The sequence below is a fragment of the Methylovirgula sp. genome, from assembly GCF_037200945.1.
Taxonomy (GTDB): Bacteria; Pseudomonadota; Alphaproteobacteria; order Rhizobiales; family Beijerinckiaceae; genus Methylovirgula.
Map to the genome: position 1 here is coordinate 3,299,903 of NZ_JBBCGP010000001.1, position 22,031 is coordinate 3,321,933.

The 22,031-nt window shown below is 60.3% G+C and carries 20 protein-coding genes, 1 tRNA gene and 1 pseudogene; 16 read left to right on the forward strand and 6 right to left on the reverse strand.

The features are described 5' to 3' along the window. Window positions 1-34: 34 nt before the first annotated feature. The 9 genes from queA (at window position 35) to WDN02_RS16130 (ending at window position 8,150) form a co-directional block, all read left to right on the forward strand. The gene (gene queA / locus WDN02_RS16090; protein WP_337294447.1) at window positions 35-1,102 is read left to right on the forward strand and encodes a tRNA preQ1(34) S-adenosylmethionine ribosyltransferase-isomerase QueA; all 1,068 of its coding nucleotides are present in this window, start codon (window positions 35-37) and stop codon (window positions 1,100-1,102) included. Then, on the forward strand, window positions 1,099-2,232 hold the full coding sequence (gene tgt, locus WDN02_RS16095; RefSeq protein WP_337294971.1) for a tRNA guanosine(34) transglycosylase Tgt: 1,134 nt from the start codon (window positions 1,099-1,101) through the stop codon (window positions 2,230-2,232). Before queA ends, tgt begins: the two co-directional genes overlap by 4 nt. A 389-nt stretch (window positions 2,233-2,621) precedes the next feature. Continuing rightward, a complete protein-coding gene (thrB, locus tag WDN02_RS16100) occupies window positions 2,622-3,587 on the forward strand; it encodes a homoserine kinase (RefSeq protein WP_337294448.1) in 966 nt (321 codons plus the stop codon). Beyond that, the gene (rnhA, locus tag WDN02_RS16105) at window positions 3,584-4,027 is read left to right on the forward strand and encodes a ribonuclease HI (protein ID WP_337294449.1); all 444 of its coding nucleotides are present in this window, start codon (window positions 3,584-3,586) and stop codon (window positions 4,025-4,027) included. The genes thrB and rnhA overlap by 4 nt, the downstream gene beginning before the upstream one ends. 215 nt (window positions 4,028-4,242) lie before the next feature. Then, a complete protein-coding gene (locus WDN02_RS16110) occupies window positions 4,243-5,568 on the forward strand; it encodes an FAD-binding oxidoreductase (RefSeq protein ID WP_337294450.1) in 1,326 nt (441 codons plus the stop codon). After that, window positions 5,565-6,341, forward strand: a complete 777-nt coding sequence (locus WDN02_RS16115) for an SDR family NAD(P)-dependent oxidoreductase (protein ID WP_337294451.1) — start codon at window positions 5,565-5,567, stop codon at window positions 6,339-6,341. The genes WDN02_RS16110 and WDN02_RS16115 overlap by 4 nt, the downstream gene beginning before the upstream one ends. Before the next feature lie 123 nt (window positions 6,342-6,464). Beyond that, window positions 6,465-6,538, forward strand: a tRNA-Gln gene (locus WDN02_RS16120). 130 nt (window positions 6,539-6,668) lie between these two features. After that, the gene (locus tag WDN02_RS16125; protein WP_337294972.1) at window positions 6,669-7,637 is read left to right on the forward strand and encodes a 2-dehydropantoate 2-reductase; all 969 of its coding nucleotides are present in this window, start codon (window positions 6,669-6,671) and stop codon (window positions 7,635-7,637) included. 96 nt (window positions 7,638-7,733) lie between these two features. Further along, on the forward strand, window positions 7,734-8,150 hold the full coding sequence (locus tag WDN02_RS16130; RefSeq protein WP_337294452.1) for a hypothetical protein: 417 nt from the start codon (window positions 7,734-7,736) through the stop codon (window positions 8,148-8,150). Window positions 8,151-8,159: 9 nt separating this feature from the next. On the opposite strand, the gene WDN02_RS16135 is transcribed toward WDN02_RS16130, so the two are convergent. Further along, on the reverse strand, window positions 8,160-9,371 hold the full coding sequence (locus WDN02_RS16135) for a sugar-transfer associated ATP-grasp domain-containing protein (RefSeq protein ID WP_337294453.1): 1,212 nt from the start codon (window positions 9,369-9,371) through the stop codon (window positions 8,160-8,162). Then, on the reverse strand, window positions 9,368-10,891 hold the full coding sequence (locus WDN02_RS16140; protein WP_337294454.1) for a hypothetical protein: 1,524 nt from the start codon (window positions 10,889-10,891) through the stop codon (window positions 9,368-9,370). The genes WDN02_RS16135 and WDN02_RS16140 overlap by 4 nt, the downstream gene beginning before the upstream one ends. A gap of 340 nt (window positions 10,892-11,231) precedes the next feature. On the opposite strand from WDN02_RS16140, the gene WDN02_RS16145 reads away from it, so the two are divergent. The 3 genes from WDN02_RS16145 to WDN02_RS16155 all read left to right on the forward strand — a co-directional run bounded on the left by WDN02_RS16145 (window position 11,232) and on the right by WDN02_RS16155 (window position 13,844). Then, entirely contained in the window at window positions 11,232-11,768 is a 537-nt protein-coding gene (locus WDN02_RS16145) for a hypothetical protein (protein WP_337294455.1), read from the forward strand. Between the two features lie 159 nt (window positions 11,769-11,927). Next, window positions 11,928-13,352, forward strand: a complete 1,425-nt coding sequence (locus WDN02_RS16150) for a hypothetical protein (protein WP_337294456.1) — start codon at window positions 11,928-11,930, stop codon at window positions 13,350-13,352. A 39-nt stretch (window positions 13,353-13,391) separates the two neighbouring features. Next, entirely contained in the window at window positions 13,392-13,844 is a 453-nt protein-coding gene (locus WDN02_RS16155; protein ID WP_337294457.1) for a cupin domain-containing protein, read from the forward strand. A 3-nt stretch (window positions 13,845-13,847) separates the two neighbouring features. On the opposite strand, the gene WDN02_RS16160 is transcribed toward WDN02_RS16155, so the two are convergent. From WDN02_RS16160 to WDN02_RS16170, 3 genes are all read right to left on the reverse strand, one after another. Further along, the gene (locus WDN02_RS16160; protein ID WP_337294458.1) at window positions 13,848-14,633 is read right to left on the reverse strand and encodes a molybdopterin-binding protein; all 786 of its coding nucleotides are present in this window, start codon (window positions 14,631-14,633) and stop codon (window positions 13,848-13,850) included. After that, window positions 14,620-15,423, reverse strand: coding sequence for a cytochrome b/b6 domain-containing protein (locus tag WDN02_RS16165; RefSeq protein ID WP_337294459.1), 804 nt, complete (start codon window positions 15,421-15,423; stop codon window positions 14,620-14,622). Before WDN02_RS16165 ends, WDN02_RS16160 begins: the two co-directional genes overlap by 14 nt. A gap of 588 nt (window positions 15,424-16,011) precedes the next feature. Further along, window positions 16,012-17,106: an IS5 family transposase gene (locus WDN02_RS16170; protein WP_337293870.1), complete on the reverse strand. Its 1,095-nt coding sequence runs from the start codon at window positions 17,104-17,106 to the stop codon at window positions 16,012-16,014. Between the two features lie 73 nt (window positions 17,107-17,179). On the opposite strand from WDN02_RS16170, the pseudogene WDN02_RS16175 reads away from it, so the two are divergent. Continuing rightward, a pseudogene (locus tag WDN02_RS16175) lies at window positions 17,180-17,355 on the forward strand (IS1 family transposase); the annotation flags it as partial. Window positions 17,356-17,361: 6 nt separating this feature from the next. On the opposite strand, the gene WDN02_RS16180 reads toward WDN02_RS16175, so the two are convergent. Further along, complete coding sequence (locus tag WDN02_RS16180) at window positions 17,362-17,958, reverse strand: hypothetical protein (protein WP_337294460.1); 597 nt, start codon at window positions 17,956-17,958, stop codon at window positions 17,362-17,364. A gap of 203 nt (window positions 17,959-18,161) precedes the next feature. Here WDN02_RS16180 and WDN02_RS16185 point away from each other — a divergent pair, with 203 nt between their 5' ends. From WDN02_RS16185 to WDN02_RS16195, 3 genes are all read left to right on the forward strand, one after another. Next, window positions 18,162-19,196: an IS110 family transposase gene (locus WDN02_RS16185; protein ID WP_337292223.1), complete on the forward strand. Its 1,035-nt coding sequence runs from the start codon at window positions 18,162-18,164 to the stop codon at window positions 19,194-19,196. Between the two features lie 322 nt (window positions 19,197-19,518). After that, the gene (locus tag WDN02_RS16190) at window positions 19,519-20,403 is read left to right on the forward strand and encodes a hypothetical protein (RefSeq protein ID WP_337294461.1); all 885 of its coding nucleotides are present in this window, start codon (window positions 19,519-19,521) and stop codon (window positions 20,401-20,403) included. Further along, window positions 20,327-21,952: a DNA polymerase Y family protein gene (locus WDN02_RS16195; RefSeq protein WP_337294462.1), complete on the forward strand. Its 1,626-nt coding sequence runs from the start codon at window positions 20,327-20,329 to the stop codon at window positions 21,950-21,952. Before WDN02_RS16190 ends, WDN02_RS16195 begins: the two co-directional genes overlap by 77 nt. Window positions 21,953-22,031: the final 79 nt, after the last annotated feature.

Here is a 22,031-nt window from a genome sequence, read left to right on the forward strand (position 1 = left end):
TCGCTTTTGCGCCCAGCAATGACGGCTGGATGATATGCGTGTCGATCTTTTCGATTTCGATCTGCCGCCCGAGCGGATCGCCTTGCGCCCGGCGGTCCCGCGCGATACGGCACGGATGCTGATCGTCACGCCCGGCGAATCTGAATTGTTCAAAGATCGGACGATCCGCGACCTGCCGGACTTTCTGCGCCCGGGCGATATCCTTGTCGTCAACAATACACGCGTCATCCCCGCCCGGCTCGAAGGTGTGCGCAGCCGCGGCACGACACAAGCCAAGATCGAAGTGCTGCTGCACAAGCGCGTTTCCGCCAACACATGGCGCGCGTTTGCGAAGGGCGCCAAGAAACTGCAACGCGGCGACACGATCGCTTTCGCGCGCAATGGGGCGGCGACTCTCGAAGCTGAAGTGCTCGAAAATTTCGGCGAGGGCGAAGTCTTGCTTACTTTCGCGCTCGCTGGCGACGATCTCGATCGCACCGTCGAAAAGCTCGGCGCCATGCCTCTGCCGCCTTATATCGCCGGCAAACGCCCGGCCGATGCGCAAGATGCGGATGATTATCAAAGTCTCTTCGCGACCCACCGCGGCGCGGTCGCGGCGCCAACCGCGAGCCTGCATTTCACGCCCGCACTGAAAACGGCAATCGCCAAGCGGGGCGTTGACATCGCGGAGATCACCCTGCACGTCGGCGCCGGAACATTTCTGCCCGTGAAGTCAGACGACACAAACGCGCATAACATGCATGCCGAATGGGGCGAGATCGACGCGGAGATAGCGGCGCGGCTGAATGCGGCACGCGCGGCGGGCGGCCGCATCGTTGCGCTGGGCACGACATCGTTGCGTCTGCTCGAATCCGCAGCAACAGCCGATGGTCAGATTGCGCCCTTTTCTGGCGATACCGCGATTTTCATCACGCCGGGTTATCGCTTCAAAGCCGTCGATCTGCTGCTCACCAATTTCCATCTGCCGCGCTCGACGCTCTTCATGCTCGTCTCGGCCTTTAGCGGGCTCGAAACAATGCAAGCCGTCTATCGGCATGCGATTGCCACGGACTATCGTTTCTATTCTTATGGCGACGCATGCCTGCTCGCCCCGCAATCATGACGACCTCGCTCACATTCGACATTCACGCCAAGGACCGCAATGCGCGCACAGGCGCAATCAATTTGCCGCGCGGTACGATCCGTACGCCCGCCTTCATGCCGGTCGGCACAGCTGCGACCGTCAAGGCGATGTTCCCGCAAGATGTTCATGCGCTCGGCGCCGATATCGTCCTCGCCAATACCTATCATCTGATGTTGCGGCCGGGGGCCGAGCGCGTCGCCGCGTTGGGCGGCCTGCATAGGTTCATGAATTGGCAATGGCCGATCCTCACTGATTCCGGCGGCTTTCAGGTCATGTCGCTGTCAAAGCTGCGGAAGCTCGACGAAAGCGGCGTGACCTTTCAATCCCACATTGACGGCGCGCGGCATCATTTGACACCTGAACGCGCGATGGAAATTCAGCGCCTGCTCGGCTCCGACATCCAGATGCAGCTCGATGAATGCGTGAAGCTGCCCGCGCCCGAGGCCGAGGTCGAGCGTGCCATGCGGCTTTCGTTGCGCTGGGCGGAGCGATGCAAGATCGCCTTCGGCGTGCAACCCGGCCATGCTCTCTTCGGCATTGTCCAGGGCGGCGCAAACCCGGCGCTTCGGCACGCGAGTGCCGAGGCGCTGGTTGATATGGGTTTCGACGGCTATGCGCTCGGCGGCCTTGCGGTAGGCGAGCCGCAAGAGGTGATGCTGGCCATGATCGAGGCAAGCGTTACGCATCTGCCGGCCGCGCGCCCGCGGTATCTGATGGGCGTGGGCTCGCCGGACGATCTCATCGAATCCGTGCGGCGCGGCATCGACATGTTCGACTGCGTGATGCCGACGCGCGCGGGCCGCCACGGCCTCGTCTACAGCCGCTTCGGCCGGATCAATCTGCGCAACGCAAAACATGCCGACGATACGCGGCCCATCGATCCGGAATCGTCTTGTGAAGCGGCGCGCGTCTACTCCCGCGCGTATCTGCACCATCTCGTGAAAGCCGGCGAAATTCTCGCCATGATGCTGCTGACGACGATCAATCTTGCTTATTACGAAACGCTGATGGCCGAGGTCCGCGCCGCAATCGCCGCCGGGCGCTATCCGGACTTCTGTGCGGAAACGAAAGCCAAATGGTCACGCGGCGAGTCGGCGCGCACCCCATAAAGCAAAAGGCGAAGCAGGCTCAAGGGCCCGACTTCGCCTTTCCGCTCCCTCGCCCTAGACCCTTTCCCGTCTGTTCCCGTTTGGGGATAGCGCGTTTCCACGCAGACGATGCGAAAGGGGTTCCTCCCACGACTTGGACTACGTACCCGTTCAGGAGAACTCGAACGCTCTCAACTGGACGGTGGGCGTTTGTAGCTCACGCGTGACGCATTGTCACGCAGCAATGCGTCATCCTGCTCTCAAAAAAGGCATAAAAATTCTTTTTTATTCTCCTTTTTCAGGTAAAAATACCAACCAAGACTTGCGGCTCTCCTACGATCTTCTCCCCCCTTCCCAAGTGCTAAACCTGCGGGCAAGTTGGCCGCTCATTCCGAGTCGCGCACACGCTCATGGCTGTCTATACTGAAGTTTCCGACACGGCCCTCGCGGGCTTTCTCGCCGATTACGATCTCGGCCAATTGCTTGCCTATAAAGGCATTGCCGAAGGCGTCGAAAATTCCAATTTTCTGCTGCATGTCGCCGCTGGATTCTTCATCCTGACGCTTTATGAAAAGCGCGTCCGCGCGAGCGACCTGCCGTTCTTCCTCGGCCTTATGGAACATCTTTCCGCGCGTGGTCTCGTCTGCCCCCAGCCGGTGAAAACCCGGCAGGGCGTCCTGCTTGGCACGCTCGCGAGCAAGCCCGCCGCCATCGTGACTTTTCTCGAAGGCGTTTCGACGCGGATGCCGACGGTCGCGCATTGTGCGGCGCTCGGCGCAGCGCTGGGGCAATTGCATCTCGCGGGCGCTGATTTTCCGCACGAGCGCACGAACGATCTCTCAATGTCCGCGTGGCCCAACCTTTTCGCCCAGGCCGAAGATCGCGCCGATAGCGTCGAGCCTGGGCTCGCTGACTTTCTCGCAACCGAACTCTCGGCGCTTGCCGGACTTTGGCCGCAGAGCCTGCCGCGCGGGATCATCCACGCCGATCTCTTTCCGGACAACGTTCTGTTCCTCGGCGACGATGTCTCAGGCTTGATCGACTTCTATTTCGCCTGCACAGATTTTCTCGCCTACGATCTCGCGATCTGTCTCAACGCTTGGTGTTTCGAAGCGGATTTTTCGTTCAACATCACCAAAGGAAAGGCGCTGATCGACGCCTATCAAGCCTGCCGCCGATTGACCGATGAAGAAGCCGCTGCTTTGCCTGTTCTCGCCCGCGGCGCTGCCCTGCGCTTCACCCTCACACGCCTCGTCGATTGGTTGAATGTTCCACCTGGCGCCCTCGTCCGGCCGAAAGATCCGCGCGAATATGCGCGCCGCCTGCGCTTTCACCAGCAGACCACGGGCGCGCAGAATCTCGGGTTGACGCGTTGAGTGAAAAGATCACGATCTGGACGGACGGCGCCTGCTCCGGAAATCCCGGCCCCGGCGGCTGGGGCGCCGTCATGACATTCGGCGGGCATCGTAAGGAACTTGCGGGCGGCGAAGCGGCGACGACCAACAATCGCATGGAGCTCACCGCCGCGATCCGCGCTCTTGAAGCCTTGAAGCGGCCCTGTACTGTCGATCTCTATACGGATTCCGCCTATCTGCGCGGCGGCATCATGACCTGGCTCGCGGGCTGGAAGAAGAACGGCTGGCGCACGGCCGATAAAAAGCCGGTCAAGAATATCGAACTCTGGCAGGAACTCGAACAGGCCGCCGCGCCGCATAAGATCGTATGGCACTGGCTCAAAGGTCATGCCGGCGACCCGATGAATGAGCGCGCCGACGAATTGGCGCGTGAGGGAATGCGGCCATTTCTGCGAAAGTAGCCGGCTGGCATATGATCGTAACAAGACGGCGCTAATGCTCGCTGAACTCGCGAGAGCGGTATTTTCTCCGAACTTATCTTCTCGCGGTTTTCTCTCTTGTCGCGCTAAGATATATTCAACGGCGAAGCTGGATTGCGCGCGATGAGATTTCCGGTTCGCATCGCCCTTCCGTGTGTGCGAAGGATTGATGCCTCTCTGATCAGGAAAGTCCGAACGTGAGCGAACCTTTCGTTACTCGCAACGACATCACGTCGTGGGGCCGTGTGGTGCGTGAGCCGCAACACGTTGCGACGCCGCGTTTCCTCGATCAGCTCCCTCCTCTGGTGGACGCAGCGCGAAACTCAAGCCTGCTTGCATCGGGCCTGCGGCGGTCCTACGGCGATTCCTGTCTCAACGGGGATGGCGACCTGATCGACATGTCGAAGCTCGATCGCATCATCCACTTCGACTCCGCCAATGGAATTCTGCGCGCCGCAGCTGGCGCAAGCTTTTCGGCGATCCTGCAACTCATCGTGCCACACGGCTGGTTTCTTCCCGTCACGCCGGGGACCCGCTTTGTCACGCTCGGCGGCGCCGTTGCCAATGACGTCCATGGCAAAAACCATCACACAGCCGGGACCTTTGGCCGGCACGTCCGCGCCATCGGCCTGCTGCGCAGCGATCGCGGCCGGCTGACGCTGACGCCGCAAACCGAACCCTCTTTATTCGCCTCGACAGTCGGCGGCCTCGGCCTCACAGGATTGATCGAATGGGTGGAAATCGATCTCGTCAAGATCGACAGCGCCTATCTCGAATCCGAAACCGTGCCGTTTGAAAATCTTGACGCGTTCTGGGACATCACTGAGGCGAGCGCTGAGAAATTTGAATTCACGGTCGCCTGGGTCGATTGTCTTGCGCGCGGGGACAATTTGGGTCGGGGTATTTTTTCCCGCGCCGATTGGACACCCTATGGATCTTTTGACAGCCATCGCGATGGGACATTGAAGCGCATACCAGCAGACGCACCGAATTTTGTGCTCAACCGGATGAGCATCAGCGCGTTCAACGAGCTTTATTATCGCGTCAACAAAGCCCGCAGCGGAAAAAAGCTTCAGCACTATGCGCCATTCTTCTATCCGCTCGATGCGGTGCACGGCTGGAACAAACTCTACGGCGGCAAAGGCCTTCTCCAATATCAATGCGTCGTTCCCCGCGCGACTGAGCGCACTGCGATCCGCACCCTGCTCGAAACCATCGCGGCCGATGGTCAGGGTTCGTCTCTCGCCGTCCTCAAAACCTTCGGCGACCTTCCACCCGTCGGGTTGTTGTCGTTTCCCCGCGCCGGCACGACGCTGGCGCTTGATTTTCCCAATCGCGGCGCGGCGACGCTCGCCTTGCTGGCGCGGCTCGACGCAATCGTCGCCGAGGCTGGGGGTGCGCTCTATCCGGCTAAAGATGGCCGCATTCCGAGCGACATGTTCCAGCGCTCGTTCCCGCGTTGGCAGGAACTGCAAAGGGACCCTCTGATGAGTTCCGACTTCTGGCGAAGGGTGGCGATATGAGCGGCGCATCCGAGGAAATTGTCGTGCCGCAGGTCCACCAGCGAATTGTGATCCTAGGCGCGACATCGGCCATCGCAGAAGCCGCCGCCCGCCTTTGGGCCACGCGCGGCGCACGAATTGTTCTTGCCGGACGCAACGAGGCGCGGCTCAACGAAATTGCGACCGATCTGAAAGCGCGTGGCGCACGCGAAACGATCGATTGGCCGCTCGATTTCGTCAGTGCGGACGCCAGCGCGGAACTCGCCAAAATGGTCGAGCATCTCGGTGGCCTCGACATTCTGCTTCTCGCCTATGGCGCGCTTGGCGACCATGCCGAACTCGAACGCAACCCCGCCGCCGCCGCGAAACTCATTGCCACGAATTTCTCCAGCGCGGCCGCCTGGTGTCTCGCGGCAAGCGCGGTTCTGGAAAAACAGCGCGGCGGCACCCTACTTGTGATTGGCTCTGTCGCCGGCGATCGCGGCCGTCGCTCCAATTACATCTATGGCGCGACCAAAGGCGGCCTCGCCCATCTCGTCGAGGGAATCGCGCATAAGCTCGCGCCGCTGGGCGCCCGCGCCGTAATCATCAAGCCGGGCTTCGTCGATACGCCAATGACGGACGCGATCGCCAACAAGGGTGCGCTCTGGGCGACGCCCGAAGCCGTCGCAGTCGTGATCGTCCGCGCCGGCGAAAAAGGCGGCCCGGCGATCTACGCGCCGGGATTTTGGCGTGGGATCATGCTGGTCGTCCGCGGTCTGCCCGCGCCGATCTTCAACAAGGTCAATATCTGATCCCCACCCTCGCCTTCGCGCTTGGAAAAACCCGGCAAATGTCTTAGGTGTGTGGCCCTCTGAGGGTGATCGGCGCCCCTCAACAGCGCCGCCCTCACCCAAAACGCTTATTTCTCAGCGTCTTGGGGGATAGTTCAACGGTAGAACTGCGGACTCTGACTCCGTCAATCTTGGTTCGAATCCAGGTCCCCCAGCCAACATGGTGAGCATGAAAAAGGCCCGTAAAACGGGCCTTTTTGCTGGGCTGGGCGCTCCGGTTAAAGATGCTCCTACCAGCGCAGCTAAATCATCGACGCGCATGTCGGAGAAGAAAACGTGAGAATTTGCGTGTTCGGCGTCGGGGCAATCGGCGGATATATGGCCGCCGAACTGGCTCTCGCAGGTCATGATGTGTGCGGCATCGGCCGTGGCGCTCATCTGGCGGCCATACGCCAAGATGGTTTGAAGTTGATTTCGGATGGGCGCCAGCGCGTCGCACGCTTTCCCGCCAGCGACGACCCGTCAGATTTTGGTCCGCAGGATATCGTGATTTGCGCTCTCAAGGCGCATCAGGCGCATGCCAGCGCGGCGGAGTTTTTACCGCTGCTGGGGCGCGACACCGCCGTCGTCACCGCGATGAATGGAATTCCCTGGTGGTATTTTTATAAAGAGGGCGGCCAATTTGAGGGACGACACTTACAAAGTGTAGATCCGGACGCCAAGCAATGGCGCCTGATTGGACCGGAACGCGCGATTGGCTGTGCGGTCGATCCGGCCTGTGAGGTCATAGCGCCAGGCGTGATCGAACATCATCAACTCAATCGCTTCACGATCGGGGAGCCGGACGGCGCCCGGTCCGAGCGCATCGCGATGTTGCGCGACGTTTTGATATCGGCCGGTTTTGATGCTCCAATTCGCGAAGGCATCCGATGGAACATATGGCTGAAACTATGGGGCAATGTCTGCTTCAACCCAATCAGCCTTTTAACGTTGGCAACGCTTGATCAAATTGCCAACGAGCCAGGCCTCAGGGCTTTGTGCAAAACAATGATGCTGGAGGCAAAAGCGGTTGCCGAAGCGCTGCGCGTGCGCATTCCGGACGAGATGATCGATCGGCGGTTGACGGCTGCCGGTGCCGTTCCAGGGCACAAGATGTCGATGCTGCAGGATTTAGAGCGCGGCCGGTCTCTCGAGATCGACGCTATCGTCACTGTGGTTCAAGAGCTGGGACGATTGGTCGAGGTCGCGACGCCCGTCGTCGACAGCGTCCTCGCTCTAGCCCAAGAACGGGGCCGCCAATCCGGACTCTATTGTTAATTCTTACGCGTGATATTTTGCCGTCGCGACGGCCCGGGCCCCGCAGCGGCGGCGATGAGCGGTGCCGTAGCATCGTAATTGCAAAGGATCGCGGCAATGAGCCAAGCTTCTGTCGCCCTCGTTTTGCTCGCCCGCGTATTCGGCCCATGCCAGGACCCCTGTGTCGTTGAATATAGCCGCGGGGGCCATGTCGCGTGGTTTGAGCAAGCGGCGCACGCCGCCCGCGCGGCGCAGGTGCAAGTCGTTATCAATGGCTTTTGCGGTTCGTCGTGCATGACCCTCGCGAGCGAGGCGCGGCCCTACGTCTGCATTACGCCACATGCAGAGTTTGCGTTTCATCGGACGAATTACGGCGATCCTATTCCGCTTGGACGCGATCTCGACGCATGGATCAGGAGACGCGGCGGCTATCCTCCGTTCCGCGGCGTCCCCGGTCATATGAGCTACGAAGCGGCACGATCGTTTTGGCCGTCTTGCGGGCCGCGAGCGCCTGACGGGCTCAACCAGCAATGAAGACTCTGCTCAGTCCTTGACCAGTGTCGCAGCCATTGCGCGCTTGTGGGCCTCCGCCCCGGATTTCTGACGCGTCAGCAGCGTCGCCAGATCGTCGTTGAACGCGCCGGAGCGATGGGCTGCCTGTACCAGCATCAGATCCGGCATGACGTTGGTCTCGACGATCACCGGCCCTTCGTTGGTCACGCCGATATCCCATCCGATGATACCGACATTTCGAAGCGTCCGATGGCCCTCGATGGCGATCTCTATCACCTCCGAATATTTTGGCAGCACCAAGCCCAGCAACAATACACCGGTCGAAGGATGACGATCGATGTCCTTCATCTCGAAGCCATTACCCGTCACGGCCTTTAAAACGCCGCCGCTCACGCGATCCAGCGCCGCGAGAATGTTGCCGGGGCGCCAATAATTGTCGGCGACATTGGCGCCGCCAATGATTTTCCACGCAGCCGAAAAAAGACGGGGGCCCTCTTCCGTGGCGATGGTGATAATCCTCGCTGTGCTGAAGCCGGTTCCGATTGCAGGCGCAAGATCGGAATGACCATGAAGCTGGGTCTGAAAAATATATCCGTCCTTGAAATTCGTATCGATCGCTTCGACAAGAGCATCGACCGAGACGAGGGAATGTGAAGTTGTAATCTGTCCGGTCTCCCGGTCCAAATTTACAAGCGCTATCGAGCCCAGGCTTTGGAAGCCGTCGATCGGCTTGCCGAACAGAGGATATTGGGCCGGGTCCGACAGAAAGCGTTGGAGGTCGGCTCGGCTTTTCAGAAGGCTCTTTGCGCCTCGACGCATGTTCGGCGCGAAGATCGCCTTTGTCGGAATGATTGGTAGTCCATAGCTTGCCAGATAGCTGGCATTGGCAAACTTGTCGTCAGCGAGGCAATTCCATTCGTGCCGGTAGTTGATCTCTCCGACAAGCTCCTGATTGCGGCGTCGGCCGATAAAGGCGGTTTTATCCGCGCCGCCGATGAAGTTGTCGTCGTAGAGCCGATAGGCAATGTAATCTCGAAACGACAGCCGGCCGCGGCCTCGCGCCAAGGCAAAGAATTCTTTGACGATGTCCGTCGGTTTGCGGCCGCTCTCCGCGCAAATGCGACGGAAGGCCTCGAGTTTATCGATTGGTTTGTCCGCATGCGCCGTGTCGAACAGGGCCGATCCGTCGTGGACGCTGGCCACGGCGGTCGAGTCGGTATGAGCAAGATCGTCCTTGCTCACAAACTTGCCCTTTTTTCGAGGATGTCCCACTTACGGAAAGCGATTTCCAGATCCTGCGCGACAGGAAGATAGGCGCTTTGCATTGGCATGCGATCAAGCCTTTGCGCGATGTCGCGAATCGTGGGCATCCCGATGCAGACGCGCAGAGCGGCGCGATTCCCGATCGCGACGGGCTGGCCGAAATGGCACATACGCGCAAGCGCCTCGCCGGCCTTCCCGGCGCCAGCGGCGATGATCGGCGCGCGAAGCGCCTTGTGAAGGGCCGAGGTTTGCGCGGCGTTTCCATCGCCCGACACGATCGAATATATCGTCGGCGTGCGGCCCAGATATGATCGTGCATCCGGATCAAGAAAACGTAGATGCGCGCGTGCCGCGACAAGTTCCCGGACGTGGTCGCCGAAGGTGAGAGCGATACGCTTGCGCAACTCAGGCCTGATCGCGACATGGGCCTCGATTTCGGCAAGTGCCGCTTCCCATCGCAGACCAAGACCAAGATTGAACGGAGTGTATTCGGTCCCGCGAAGAGCAACGCGTAGGCGCTTTGGCCAATCGAAACGCGCCGAATAAGCGGCGAGCCCCGCCGGCGCCTCCAGGTCTTCCAGCCGATCGGCAAGTGCCGGTGGAATCAGCAACGCGCCGCAGAATGGCGGCCCACCGGCAAACTTCGATCCGGTGATCATCACCAGGAAGCCGCTCTCAAGATCGGCCTGGATATCTTCGAAGGAACAGCGCAGTTGGCAAGCATCGACGACAACCATCACACGGCTTGGATCCGCCGCGACGATCGCTTTTGCGGCAGCACGACTCGGGCCGCCCCACCCCGTCTTCGACGTATCGAGAACATGCAATTGCACGTCGCGCCCCGACCGAAGCGCATGTGAGACTTCGTCACGAATTGCCTGATCGACGTCATCCAGTGAGCGGAGTTGGCCGTTCGAATCCCTGATATCGACTTTGACCGCTTGGATCGCCTCATGCTCCCAACCTTGCAGAGGCGTGCCCTTCTCCACGCCCGGCTGCAACGCCGCCGTACTGTCGAAATGCGTGCCGGCAGCCGCATGCATGACACCGACACCGGTCTCCTGCGTCGCGACGACGATGTTCGTCAAAGGCCGGCGGAGGAGGTGGCGAGAGAGTGTGAGCGCGAGAATTTCGGTTTCGGTCCCGGATGCGCAGAGGATAACCTGAGTCCCCTGACAACCGGAGAGCGCCGCGATACGCGCACGTAAATTATCGAACCACCGCCCGGGCGCGAGGCTGCGACTCGCCTCATCGGCGAATAATCTGTCGTAAGCTGCACTCGCCGCGTCAAAGCCAAGTGGCGAGACTGCTGAAGCTGTCGACGACGAGAACCAGATCTCATCCTCGGCGGGTGCGGGTGGAACGCCGTATTTGTTGCGGCCGCTCAGCGGATCGACCGCGATCCTGAAATCGCCGCCGCTTCTGAGCGCAATCGCGACTGCAGCCGGGTGACCATGCTCGATGTCGATTAAACTGAGAGCCGATGTCTGCTGCATCATCTATCACCGAGCCGTTCCGAGACGCTTCCCGCTTTTCCGATCACCAAACGATGGTTACGGTTAAGGTGGGCTTAAAGGGTTCGTACTCGGCTCGTATTTCCGATGCAGAAAAATCAGTTAGGCTTAGCGCCGGGATGTTTTGTGACGTCGATGTCTCAATCACGATTGTATGAACATGCGCTGTTTTCGATCGCTGAGGCTGCCATTGCCTAAATAGCATTCGTTTGTCGCGGGTTTTCTTCAGTTCCCATTCATCGGTGCGTTTCTAGACTTAGGCTGGGATCTCGCCTTGGACTGAACCGGGGGTGGTCTCGTCGTAAATCTCAATGGGGAGATCGAGATGCGTTATGTTTTATCGATGCTTGCGGCGATGATCATCGCCGTCGGCTCGCTGGCGACGACGGCAGAAGCCGCGCCGATCGCGAACCAGACGGCGGTTGTGCAATCCGGCGCCGACCTGGGCGCTATCGAGAAGACCGCCTATGTGTGGGGCGGCCAGACTTATTGCTGGTATGATACCGGCTGGCGCGGCCCCGGCTGGTACTGGTGCGGTTACGCTTGGCGGAATGGCCTTGGTTGGGGCGGCGGCCACGGCTGGCGCGGCTGGAGCTGGCACAGCGGACGTTATTGGGGCCGCGGCGGTCACTGGCATGGCGGCGGCCATTGGCGGGGCGGACACCGCGGTGGCTGGCATGGCGGCGGCTGGCATGGCGGACATCGCGGCGGACACGGCGGTCGTGGTGGCTGGCACGGCGGCGGACACCGGGGTGGCGGACACCACGGCGGTGGTCATCGTGGTGGCGGACATCGCGGTGGCGGGCATGGCGGCGGACATCGTGGCGGTGGCGGTCACCGGGGTGGCGGACATCGTCGGTAATCAGCGCGCGTTACTTGCTTGAATACTCATGCCGGCGGGATTCCTGCCGGCATTTCTTTTTATGAGACCACGGCAAGCCACCGGCGTTGAAACTCCCCTACCTCTAGCTTTCGGTGTGACGGTGCGCTCTATGGTTCAGCGAGTGAGCGGAACCCTTTTATGCATGACGCCGACGACCTATCGGTCCTCATCTTCCTCGCCACACTGGCCGGGACTTTCGCCGTCTCTTTTCTTGGCCGCGCCCATGCACGCAAACTCAACTCGAACGCCCTCGCCGATCAGAAGCTGAGCAAATGGCTCGTCGGCCTCAGCGCCGGAGCAACCGGCAACAGCGCTTTCATCGTCACTGGCGTCGTGGGGTTAGGCTATACGCTCGGCGTGCCAGCGTTGCTTCTGCCGTTTGGCTGGCTCTTTGGCGACATCGCGTTCTGGACCTTCTTCCCGGACAAGATCAATCGCCTTGGCCGCGAGACGCGCGCCGCCACGCTCACCGACGTAATCGCCAGCGGCCTGCCCGCCTTTGCGCGGCGTCGTGTCAAGATACTTGCCGGCGCGCTCATTCTTCTCTGCCTCACTGGCTATATTTCTGCGCAATGGATCGCGGGCCAAAAATTTCTCGAAGGCGCCTTCGGCTTTTCGCATTTTCTGTCGCTCGTTTTGTTCGCGGCTTTGATCGTCCTCTACACCGGGATCGGCGGCTTTCGCGGCTCCGTCTATGCCGACACCTTGCAAGCCTTGATCCGCATTTTCGGCACCAGCCTCGCGCTCATCGCCGTCATCTTTGTAGCGACGCAGCATCCCCAAACTTTCTGGCAAAAGACAACGCAGGCTGGCCCGTCGTTTTTCCAACTTTTGCCGCACGGCCTTGTCGCCGCGCTCGTGTTCATGCTTGGCTTCGCCGCGTCGGCTTTCGGCTTCGGCCTCGGGCAGCCGCAGATGACTTCGCGCTACCTCGCCGGCCGCACACCGAACGAGACGCGCGGCGCGTGGTGGATATTCATCGGCTTCATCCAGTTCACCTGGATAAGCATGACGATCTTCGGCATCGCGTTGCGCGGACTCATGCCCGCAATCCACGATCCGGAGGCAGGCTTGAGCCTTTTCTTCCGCACCAACATGGGACCAATCCTCACCGGCCTCATCGTCGCCGATATTTTCGCGACCATCGCCGCGACTTCCAACAGCCTGCTGGTCGCGATGGCACAGACGGCGAAATTCGACATCATTGAAATGCTGACGCCCCGCACGCTGCCTTTATGGCCGATTGTCCTGCTGCTTGGCATTTTCTCGATGGCAATCTCGGCGAAACTCGACGCGTCGGTCGTGAGCCTGGTTCTCTCCTCCATCTCCCTTCTCGGCGCGGCGCTCGCGCCCGCGATGATGGTTCGCGTGCTCGGCTGGCAGCGCACCGGCGGCTCGGTCACCGCCGCCATTCTCGCCGGTTTTGTCACCGCCGCGCTTTGGAAGTTTCTCGGCTTCGGTGCGATCTTCAACGAAGCCGCGCCTGGAATATTAGCCGGGCTCAGCGCGAATTTTTGTGTCGCAAATGCAAGGCGCCGGGCAGACACCGCCATTGCGGAGTAATATTTTTATGTTCAATGTATCGCGCAAACGGGAGGGGTCATGACAAAGGACATCGCACCGGCACTCATCGCGCCACCTCAGGTCACGGACGCGCCCGGCCGCGGCATCGACCCGAATATCAGCGGCCATATCGCGGCGCTGCCTAATCTCTACGAACTCGACGCGCAGCCGATCGATGAAATGTCACCGTTGATCTCGCGGCAATATCTGCACGGGTCGCATTCGACCTTCGTGAAATGGACGATGAAGAAAGGTGCAATCGTCCCGTTGCATCATCATATCAACGAGCAGATCACCTGGATCACGGAAGGCGCCTGCGAGGTCTATTCGCAAGGCAAGAAATATCTTTTGCGCGCCGGTAATCTGATGATCATTCCGCCGAACGTGCCGCATGAATTCCACTTCACCGAGGATACGATCGACATCGATATTTTCTCGCCGCAGCGGCAGGACTGGATCGACGGCACGGTGAACTATTACGCGAAGAAATAAGAGCTAAATCCCCGCATACCATTCATAGCCTTGGTCTTCCCAATAACCGCCTTTGCCGCCGCGGATATGGGCGAAGCTTTCGACCAACTCGATCTCCATGATGTATTTCACCATCTTGTAGCCAAGCTGGCGTTCGTCCCGCAGCCGCAGCGGCGCGCCGTTGGGAACGGGCAGCGACTGATCGTTCATATCGTAGGCAAGGATCGTCTGCGGGTGATAGGCGCCCTGCATGTCGATGCTCTCGTAATAGAGGCTGTTCGGCCCCGTGTCGTCATCCATCGGATCGGCCGAATAGAACATGACATAGCGTGCGTTCGATTTCGGGCGCACCTTATCCAGAACCAGCGAGAGCGGCACGCCCTTCCATTTGCCGATGCAGCTCCAGCCCTCGACGCAATCGTGCCGGGTGATCTGCGTTCGTGATGGCATCGCCCGCAGATCGGTGAGCGAAAACTGCGCGGGCGCCTCAACCAAACCGCTAACCTTAAGTCGATAATCAGCGAAATTGTTCTTTGCCAGGGCTTTGTACTTGTCGTCGCCCGGATCGGTCGTGCCGTTGGCGCGGAAATCCGTGGAAATGTCCGCTTCGCTATATTCCGGCGCGAGGGTCATCGCGCCCGTGATCGCCTTCTGCGACACGCGCGTCAGATTTTCGGCGCTTTCAAGAATGTCGATGACCTTCGGGTTTTGCGACAGGCTGTCGTCGCACCCCCCGAGCGACAAGGCGGCGAGACCGCCCGCTGCACGCAGCAGAAACTTGCGCCGCTCGATATCCTTAGGCGTGCTCACGATTTTCTCCGAGATTATACCAGCCGGTGATCATCGAACGCAGATTGTTGAACACGCCCGATAAGAGCACCATGACGATATGGATGACGAAAAAGCCGAGGAATGAAAAAGCGCAGATGAAATGGATCGTCCGCGCCGATTGCCGGCCGCCGAAAATCTCAAGCAGAATCGGATAGCTCGCATCGATCCGCGGCGACATCGTCAGCCCGGCAAGCACCATCACGGGACCGAGCACGAAGGCGACGATGAGATAGGCGAGCTTCTGCAGCACATTATAGCGCTTCGCCTCATCCCCTTTCGGGAAACGCAGCCGCACATGCTCCCAGATCGAGCGACCGATATGCGCGAGGTCAGCACGCGTCGGCACGAGATCGCCGCGCAGATGCCGCCCGATCAGCGAGGTCAGAATATAGATCAGGCCATTGATGACAAAAATCCAGGCGAAGAAGAAATGCCAGCGCCGCCCGATCGCCAGCCATTGCTCATGCGGCAATGTCGCCCAATCGGGGAAAGCGCGATCGCCACCCCTCGAAAGGCCAAGGACGCCCGTCGTATTGAAGCTGCGCCCAGCGATCATCGTAACGCCGCTCTCGTTGCCCTGCGCGTCCTCGACCGCGTTGATCGAAAAGATCGGATGGTCGAAATCCGATTTCTGGCCCCAATAGAGCGCCGGATGGGCGTTGAAAATCTGCAGCCCGCTCATCAGAAGAACGGCCATGCAAATCGCATTGAGCCAATGCGTCACCCGTATCCAGAGCGGATGACGATAAAACAGGTGGGGCGAGGCCATTGGCGAGGTCTCCGGACGATCAGCTGGTTCTTTTTACGCTTATGCGGACAAAAGCGTTACGGCGCTCGCGATTTTGTTAGGTTGCGCCCGGATTCGTTCTCAACCTCAATTTGCTGGGATTAGCAGTCACATTACGCAGCATCATCGCGATGAAATCTCGATAAGATTGCGGGACGTATGCCGGGGCCGCGATGCGGTTGCGTGCTCCTGGAATTGTCTGAGGATGAGCTTCTAATCCTGCTTGGCGACGCGATAGCCGCAGACGTATTCTCTGCCCGTTTTGTAGACGATTTTAGTTCAATGCTTTTCCAAACAAAATTATTCAGGGGAGTCGAGGATGTTTGCTATCGCGGACGAGCGCGAAGACGGTCGCAGCTATTGGTGGTGCGGATTTCAGCCATGCCGCCAAAATAGGCGAGATTCAGCTAGATGGCTTGTGGCGGCTGCTGCATAATACCGCATTAGCAGGCTGCTGAAAAATTGCGGTGCTTCAGGCGCGGAGAGAGTTGCTGCTGACTTTCCGAGAATGGCTTTGTCGATGATGACGGTCGGCGGATGTGGCTGTGATGAGCGACGCCTTAGGTGGCATCATGGTGTCATCTCCTCAATCAATTTCGGTAGTCTGACGAGGTTGTAGGCTGCGGCGGCGAAGGCGAAGGCCCAGCCCACGCGATCGACGCCGCGAAACTTCGTCTTGCGCTGCCCGGCGATGGTCTTCATCCAACCAAAGGCCTCCTCGATCCGTTTACGAATGCGCTGGCTCGCCGAATAGGCCTGATGGCGCGTTGTTCGCCGGTCGATGGTTGAACGCCGGCCGCTGATATTTTGCGCGATGTGCGGACGCACATTCATGGTTCGCAGTTCATTGACGAAATCGGCCGCGTCATAACCCTTGTCGGCGCCGAGCGTGATGGCTTTTGGCCGATCGGCGCGCGGCTCGATCATGGCCAGCGCCGCGATGCGTTCGCCATGGCCGTTGGCGGGCGTGAGACAGGCATCGACGATGAGGCCGCAACGGTTCTCCATCAAGGCGTGGCCGAGGAAAGCGAGTTTTGCTTCCATGCCCGGCCCCTTGCGATAAAGTCGGGCCTCGGGGTCAGTGGTCGAGGCATGTGTCTCGTTCGAGCGCTTCTCACCCTTGAAATCCGCCTCGGCGTTGCGGCCAGGACCTGACGGCGGCTGATCCCCTGAATCGTCCTTCGGCTTGAAGCTTTTCATCGAGGCCCAAGCCTCGATCAGCGTGCCATCGACGGAGAAATGATCCGACGAGATCAGCCTTTTGACGCGCGGCTGGGCCAGCACGGCGGCGAGGAACTTCGCGGCGATCGCCCCATCGAGCAGACGATCGCGGTTCTTGGAAAACACCGTCGCATCCCACACCGGATCGTCAATGGCGAGCCCGACAAACCAACGAAACAGCAAGTCGGTATCCAATCGCTCCATCAACTGGCGTTCCGAGCGAACTGAATAGAAAGCCTGCAACAGCATCGCCCGCAGCAGCCGTTCCGGCGGGATCGACGGACGGCCGACCTTCGAATAGAGCGCCGCGAAATCCGCCGCCAGGGCTCCGAGCGCCTCGTTGGCGATCGCGCGGATCACTCGCAACGGATGATCACGGCGCACCCGCGCCTCCAGATCAACATAACTGAAAAGCTGTCCCGAACCTTCGTCACTGCCGCGCATGCTGCTGTCTCCCAACGAAATGGAATCACGATCAGCCCCGCAAAGGAAGAGGGTTTTTCAGCAGCCTGTTAGTGCACTGTCGCTCTACTTCGTGTTTTACAACTTCGTTCGGATGCACAAACGCTTCGCATGTCGCCCGCTATGGCTGCCGGGCTCACTGACAAGCTTTGGAGCATGGAGGATATTGTTGCGCTGATTGATGTGCGGGACGGCGAACCCAAGAAGCGTGGGCCTTATAAAACCAAATGATCACAACTAGGGGTTCGGTTCGGTGATCTTTGTTTTTTTGACATAAATGTCTTTTGAATTTTTTGCGTCTATGCCTGTTTCACAGGCTAAATCGCTTTCTTCAATGATGACATTTTGCATATTTTCTAATTTTACACAGGTGTTCCAAAAGGGATGCGCGCGCGGCGATTGTCGAAACATATCTTCCGCTAACGGAAATAAGAACAGCGGATAGTTTGTTATCGGAGAATTTGTAACAGGAACATTGATAGTCTGAATCGATGCTTCTGGATGGCGGTGCGAGATTAGAGAAGCCACAAAAAAAGAAAAAAGAGTGGTCGCAATTATCCAGCAAATTTTTGACCTAGGCCCAATTTCTGGTGCGCGAAGCCACGCAATTGTTGCAAGCAACCAGCCAATAAAAATTACAGGAGCCACGATATTCATGGCACCACCTGACAGCCATGCCGCCAAAAAGGTTCCGAGTACGATGGCAAGCATAATTGCCAGCCATTCCATCCGCCTGAAAAGATCGCAATGCTCTTTCCAACACGTTCGCCACGGCGTACGCGGCGGTGTTGGAAATAAGAATTGATCCTCGGGCGGCAGATCGTAGTCGGACATGCGTGCTCCCATAGCACAGCTTCCGGCCCTCTAAAGAGGGGAGCGGTCGGTGCCAAGCTTGGGAGGGAGGGGTCAGAAATTTCAAACTGAGATGACGTAATGGGCCGGCGCACTGGCTCTAGCCGGTAGGGGTGGCAGTCCCCGATACTGATGATGTGTAGATCAACGGGGTCCTTACGGCCCCAAACAGTATGAGGACTGCCATGGAGTATTATGCCGGGATCGACGTTTCGTTGGAACAGAGCAGCGTGTGTATTGTGGACGAGAAAGGCCAGATCATCCGGGAGGCGAAGGTCTCGAGCGAGCCGGCTGCGCTGGCGGCGCTGTTTGCAGGCTTGGCTTTTCCTGTAATCCGGATCGGGCTTGAGGCGGGTCCGCTGTCGCAGTGGCTGCACGCGGGGTTGACGGATGCCGGTTACGAAGTGGTCTTGCTGGAAACCCGGCACGTCAAGGCGGCCCTTTCGGCAATGACGGTGAAGACCGACCGGAAGGATGCCCGCGGCATTGCCCAGCTGCTGCGCATGGGCTGGTTTCGTTCAGTGCATCGCAAGTCGCTGCCGGCGCAGGAAACGCGGGTCCTGCTAACGGCGCGCAAGCTGCTGCTCGGCAAGATGATCGACATTGAGGTCGCGATCCGCGGCCTGTTGCGGGGCTTCGGTTTGAAGGTTGGTCTGGCGAGCAGGTTGGGATTCGCCGGCCGAGTGCATGAGCTGATCGCTGGCCAGGCGATGCTGGAAAGCGTCATTGAGCCACTGTTGCGGTGCCGGGAAGCGCTGCGGACGGAGTTCGCCAAGCTACACCGCCAACTGCTGGCGATCGTGCGGCAGGACGGGATATGTCGGCGGTTGATGACGGCACCGGGCGTTGGGCCGGTGGTGGCGCTGACCTTTACTTCGGCGATCGACGATCCTGCGCGGTTCAAATCATCGCGTGCCGTCGGCGCTCATTTCGGCCTGACGCCGCGGAAATACCAGTCGGGCGAGACGGACGTGAGCGGCGGTATCACCAAGGCTGGCGACGCTATGGTGCGTGCTACCCTTTATGAAGCCGCCCTGGTCCTGCTGTTCAAGGCGCGGCCATCGTCGCTGAAAGCCTGGGGGATGATGGTCGCCCGCCGGCGAGGCGCCAAGCGGGCGCTGGTGGCTGTGGCCCGCAAGCTGGCCACTGTCCTGCATCGCATGTGGGTCGATGGCAGCGAGTTCCACTGGAACCGGGAGGAAGGCGCCGCTTCGGCATGAAGTCGTAATGTTGTTGATGAATTGAACAGTCCGTAAGGACGTTCTCCGAGGTCCCTTCGCCGGGACGCGGAAGGTCGGAAAACCGTGTAGTGCCTTGCGCTTCGAGCGCGCAACTGAGATCGGCTCCGACTTTCCATCTGATGTCATCTTGTGGCGGCAAGACGCCGACCACGGACGGAAGCGTGATACCGGCGGATGGATAAACGAGGATTGACACCCAAAGGCCCATTACGGAAGACACTACCCCTCTTTCTCCTCCCTTGACTCCCTCCTCAAAAAGGGGAATCCGTAAGAACAAATATGGAACATTTGGTCGAGAGACATGGCCGGGGAGCTTTTGCGGCTTCGCCAAACCCTTCCGCATGGGAGCGGTGTGGCGGGGCGGCTCAGCCTTTTGCGCCGAGAGATCGCTGGTATTGCGATCCCCGGCATTACCGCAGCGCCTCATCCGGCGTCTGACGACCCGCGCGCACGCGTCTCTCTCGGCGAGACAAAGCTCGATCGTCTGCTTGGTGGCCTTGCGGCTGGCGCGCTGCATGAGATCACCGCCGCCGGCCCGGGCGATGCCCCGGCCGCAGCCGGCTTCGCCCTAGCGTTGGCCGCGCGCTTTGCCGCCAGCCGCAAGGCGCCGCTCATCTGGATCGGCGAGGATTTTGCCGGTTTCGAACAAGGCGCTCTCTATGGTCCCGGCCTCGCGCTTTACGGGCTAGATCCGGACGCGCTCGCTCTTGTCCACGCAGCGAATGCCAAAGACGCACTTTGGGCAATCGAAGAAGCGCTGAAATGCCGGGCGCCGGCCGCGGTGATCGGCGAAATCTTCTCCTCAAAACTCTATGACCTCACCGCTTCGCGCCGGCTTGTCTTGGCCGCGCAGAAACACGGCACGGCCGGTCTCCTCTTCCTCGGCGGCCCAGCGCGGGCCGAGGCGCTTTCGAGCAGCGCCGAGACGCGTTTCGAAATCCGCACCCGGTCGAGCCTGCATTCGGCGTCTGCCGCCAGTCGCATCTCCCTGCCCGGCCCCGCCGCCTTCGATGTCCGCATTGCCAAGGCACGCGCCGGACCGAACGGCTTTTTTATCGACCGTGACAAATTTTATCCCGTTCTCTGGGACCATCGAGAGGTCTTATTCCGTGACGCGTTATCTCTCCCTCTGGCTACCGTCGCTGGCGACGGATCGGATCACCCGCCGCAACGTCGAAGCGCGTAGGGCGCCGCTTGCCACCATCGCCAAGGTGAAAAGTGCGCAAAGGCTTGCCGCCGTGAACCGTGCTGCCGCCCGGCATGGATTGAAGCCCGGCCTGGCGCTAGCGGACGCGCGCGCCATTCTCCCCAGCTTGCGCTGTTGCGCCGCGGATGAAACGGCGGAGGCCGCGACATTGGCCGCGATCACCGATTGGTGCCGCCGCTTCACGCCGCTCGCCGCGCTCGATGCACCCGATGGCGCCATGCTCGACGTCACCGGCGCGGCACATCTTTTCGGCGGCGAAGCCAAACTTCTCGGCGAGATCGAGCAGTGGCTTGCAACGCAAGGCTTTGCCGCCCGCGCCGCGCTCGCCCCGACGCCGGAAGCCGCCTGGGCGCTCGCGCGTTTTGGCGAAACGCGCCTTTTGCCCGAGGATATCAGCGAGGCGGATCTGTGCCGCCAGCTTGGCGCACTGCCCCTTGCCGCTCTGCGGCTCGATGAAAAGAGTCTGACCGGCCTTGCCCAGACGGGCCTGCGCCGTATCAGCGATCTCATTCTGCGACCGCGCGCGCCCCTCGCCGCCCGGTTCGGCCAAGCTCTTTTCCACCGGCTCGATGCCCTGCTCGGACGCACCAGAACGCCGATCACGCCACGCTTCGAAGCGCCGGCCTATCTCACTGAGCGGCGTTTTGCCGAGCCGATTGTCCAACGCGAGACGATTGAAGCGACGATCCTCGCCCTCGCCCAGGAACTTTCGCGCCTGCTCACGCGACAGGGCCACGGCGCGCGTCAGCTCGACGTGAGTCTCTTCGGCGTCGATGGTCGTGTGAGACATTTGCGCGCCGGCACCAGCCGGCCTTTGCGCAACCCAGCGGTCATCGCCCGGCTGTTTCGCGAAAAGATCGAGGCCGCGGGCAATGTGGACGAGCGCGATCCGCTCGATGCGGGCTTTGGTTTCGATGTCGTGCGACTCGCGGCCGAAGCGGTCGAGCGGCAGGATGAGGACCAGACCAATTGGCTGACCCCCGCAGCGGAGCAGGACCTTGCCGACCTCATTGATCGGCTCGGCGCACGGCTCGGTGTGCGGCGCGTGACTAGGCTGACGCTCGCCGAGTCTCATTGGCCAGAATTTGCGGTGACGGCGATGCCTGCCTCCGGCGCGCGTCATGCCCGGCCTCGTGCCGGGCATCCACGCCAAGCCGATGCACCTCTTTTTGCAGCATTATCGCCGCGACATCACGTGGATGGCCGAGACAAGCCCGGCCATGACGCCGAAAGCGAGCTTCCGTTTCGCCCGATCCGTCTGCTGCAAAAGCCGGAGCCGATCGAGGCCATCGCCAGCGTGCCGGACGGACCGCCCGTCCGCTTCCGCTGGCGGCGCGTGCTGCATGAAGTAGCCGCCATCGAAGGTCCGGAGCGGATCGCCTCGGAATGGTGGCGCCATCAAGCCCTTACCCGCGATTATTTCCGCGCCGAGGACAGCGAAGGGCGACGCTTCTGGCTCTTTCGCGAAGGTCTCTACGAAACCGAGACGGCGCGGCCGCGCTGGTTCATGCATGGACTTTTCGCGTGAGCGGCGATGTGCGTCCGCACCCGACGCGCGGCAAGCCAGACACAAAAACTGGATTGCTTCGCTTTGCCCGCGATGACGC

Bases quoted from the DNA above. Each gene is read 5' to 3' on its own strand.
- queA (WP_337294447.1), top strand. From the start codon at position 35: ATGCGTGTCGATCTTTTCGATTTCGATCTGCCGCCCGAGCGGATCGCC.
- tgt (WP_337294971.1), top strand. From the start codon at position 1,099: ATGACGACCTCGCTCACATTCGACATTCACGCCAAGGACCGCAATGCG.
- thrB (WP_337294448.1), top strand. From the start codon at position 2,622: ATGGCTGTCTATACTGAAGTTTCCGACACGGCCCTCGCGGGCTTTCTC.
- WDN02_RS16115 (WP_337294451.1), top strand. From the start codon at position 5,565: ATGAGCGGCGCATCCGAGGAAATTGTCGTGCCGCAGGTCCACCAGCGA.
- WDN02_RS16130 (WP_337294452.1), top strand. From the start codon at position 7,734: ATGAGCCAAGCTTCTGTCGCCCTCGTTTTGCTCGCCCGCGTATTCGGC.
- WDN02_RS16140 (WP_337294454.1), bottom strand. From the start codon at position 10,891: ATGATGCAGCAGACATCGGCTCTCAGTTTAATCGACATCGAGCATGGT.
- WDN02_RS16145 (WP_337294455.1), top strand. From the start codon at position 11,232: ATGCGTTATGTTTTATCGATGCTTGCGGCGATGATCATCGCCGTCGGC.
- WDN02_RS16150 (WP_337294456.1), top strand. From the start codon at position 11,928: ATGCATGACGCCGACGACCTATCGGTCCTCATCTTCCTCGCCACACTG.
- WDN02_RS16155 (WP_337294457.1), top strand. From the start codon at position 13,392: ATGACAAAGGACATCGCACCGGCACTCATCGCGCCACCTCAGGTCACG.
- WDN02_RS16165 (WP_337294459.1), bottom strand. From the start codon at position 15,423: ATGGCCTCGCCCCACCTGTTTTATCGTCATCCGCTCTGGATACGGGTG.
- WDN02_RS16170 (WP_337293870.1), bottom strand. From the start codon at position 17,106: ATGCGCGGCAGTGACGAAGGTTCGGGACAGCTTTTCAGTTATGTTGAT.
- WDN02_RS16180 (WP_337294460.1), bottom strand. From the start codon at position 17,958: ATGTCCGACTACGATCTGCCGCCCGAGGATCAATTCTTATTTCCAACA.
- WDN02_RS16185 (WP_337292223.1), top strand. From the start codon at position 18,162: ATGGAGTATTATGCCGGGATCGACGTTTCGTTGGAACAGAGCAGCGTG.
- WDN02_RS16190 (WP_337294461.1), top strand. From the start codon at position 19,519: ATGGCCGGGGAGCTTTTGCGGCTTCGCCAAACCCTTCCGCATGGGAGC.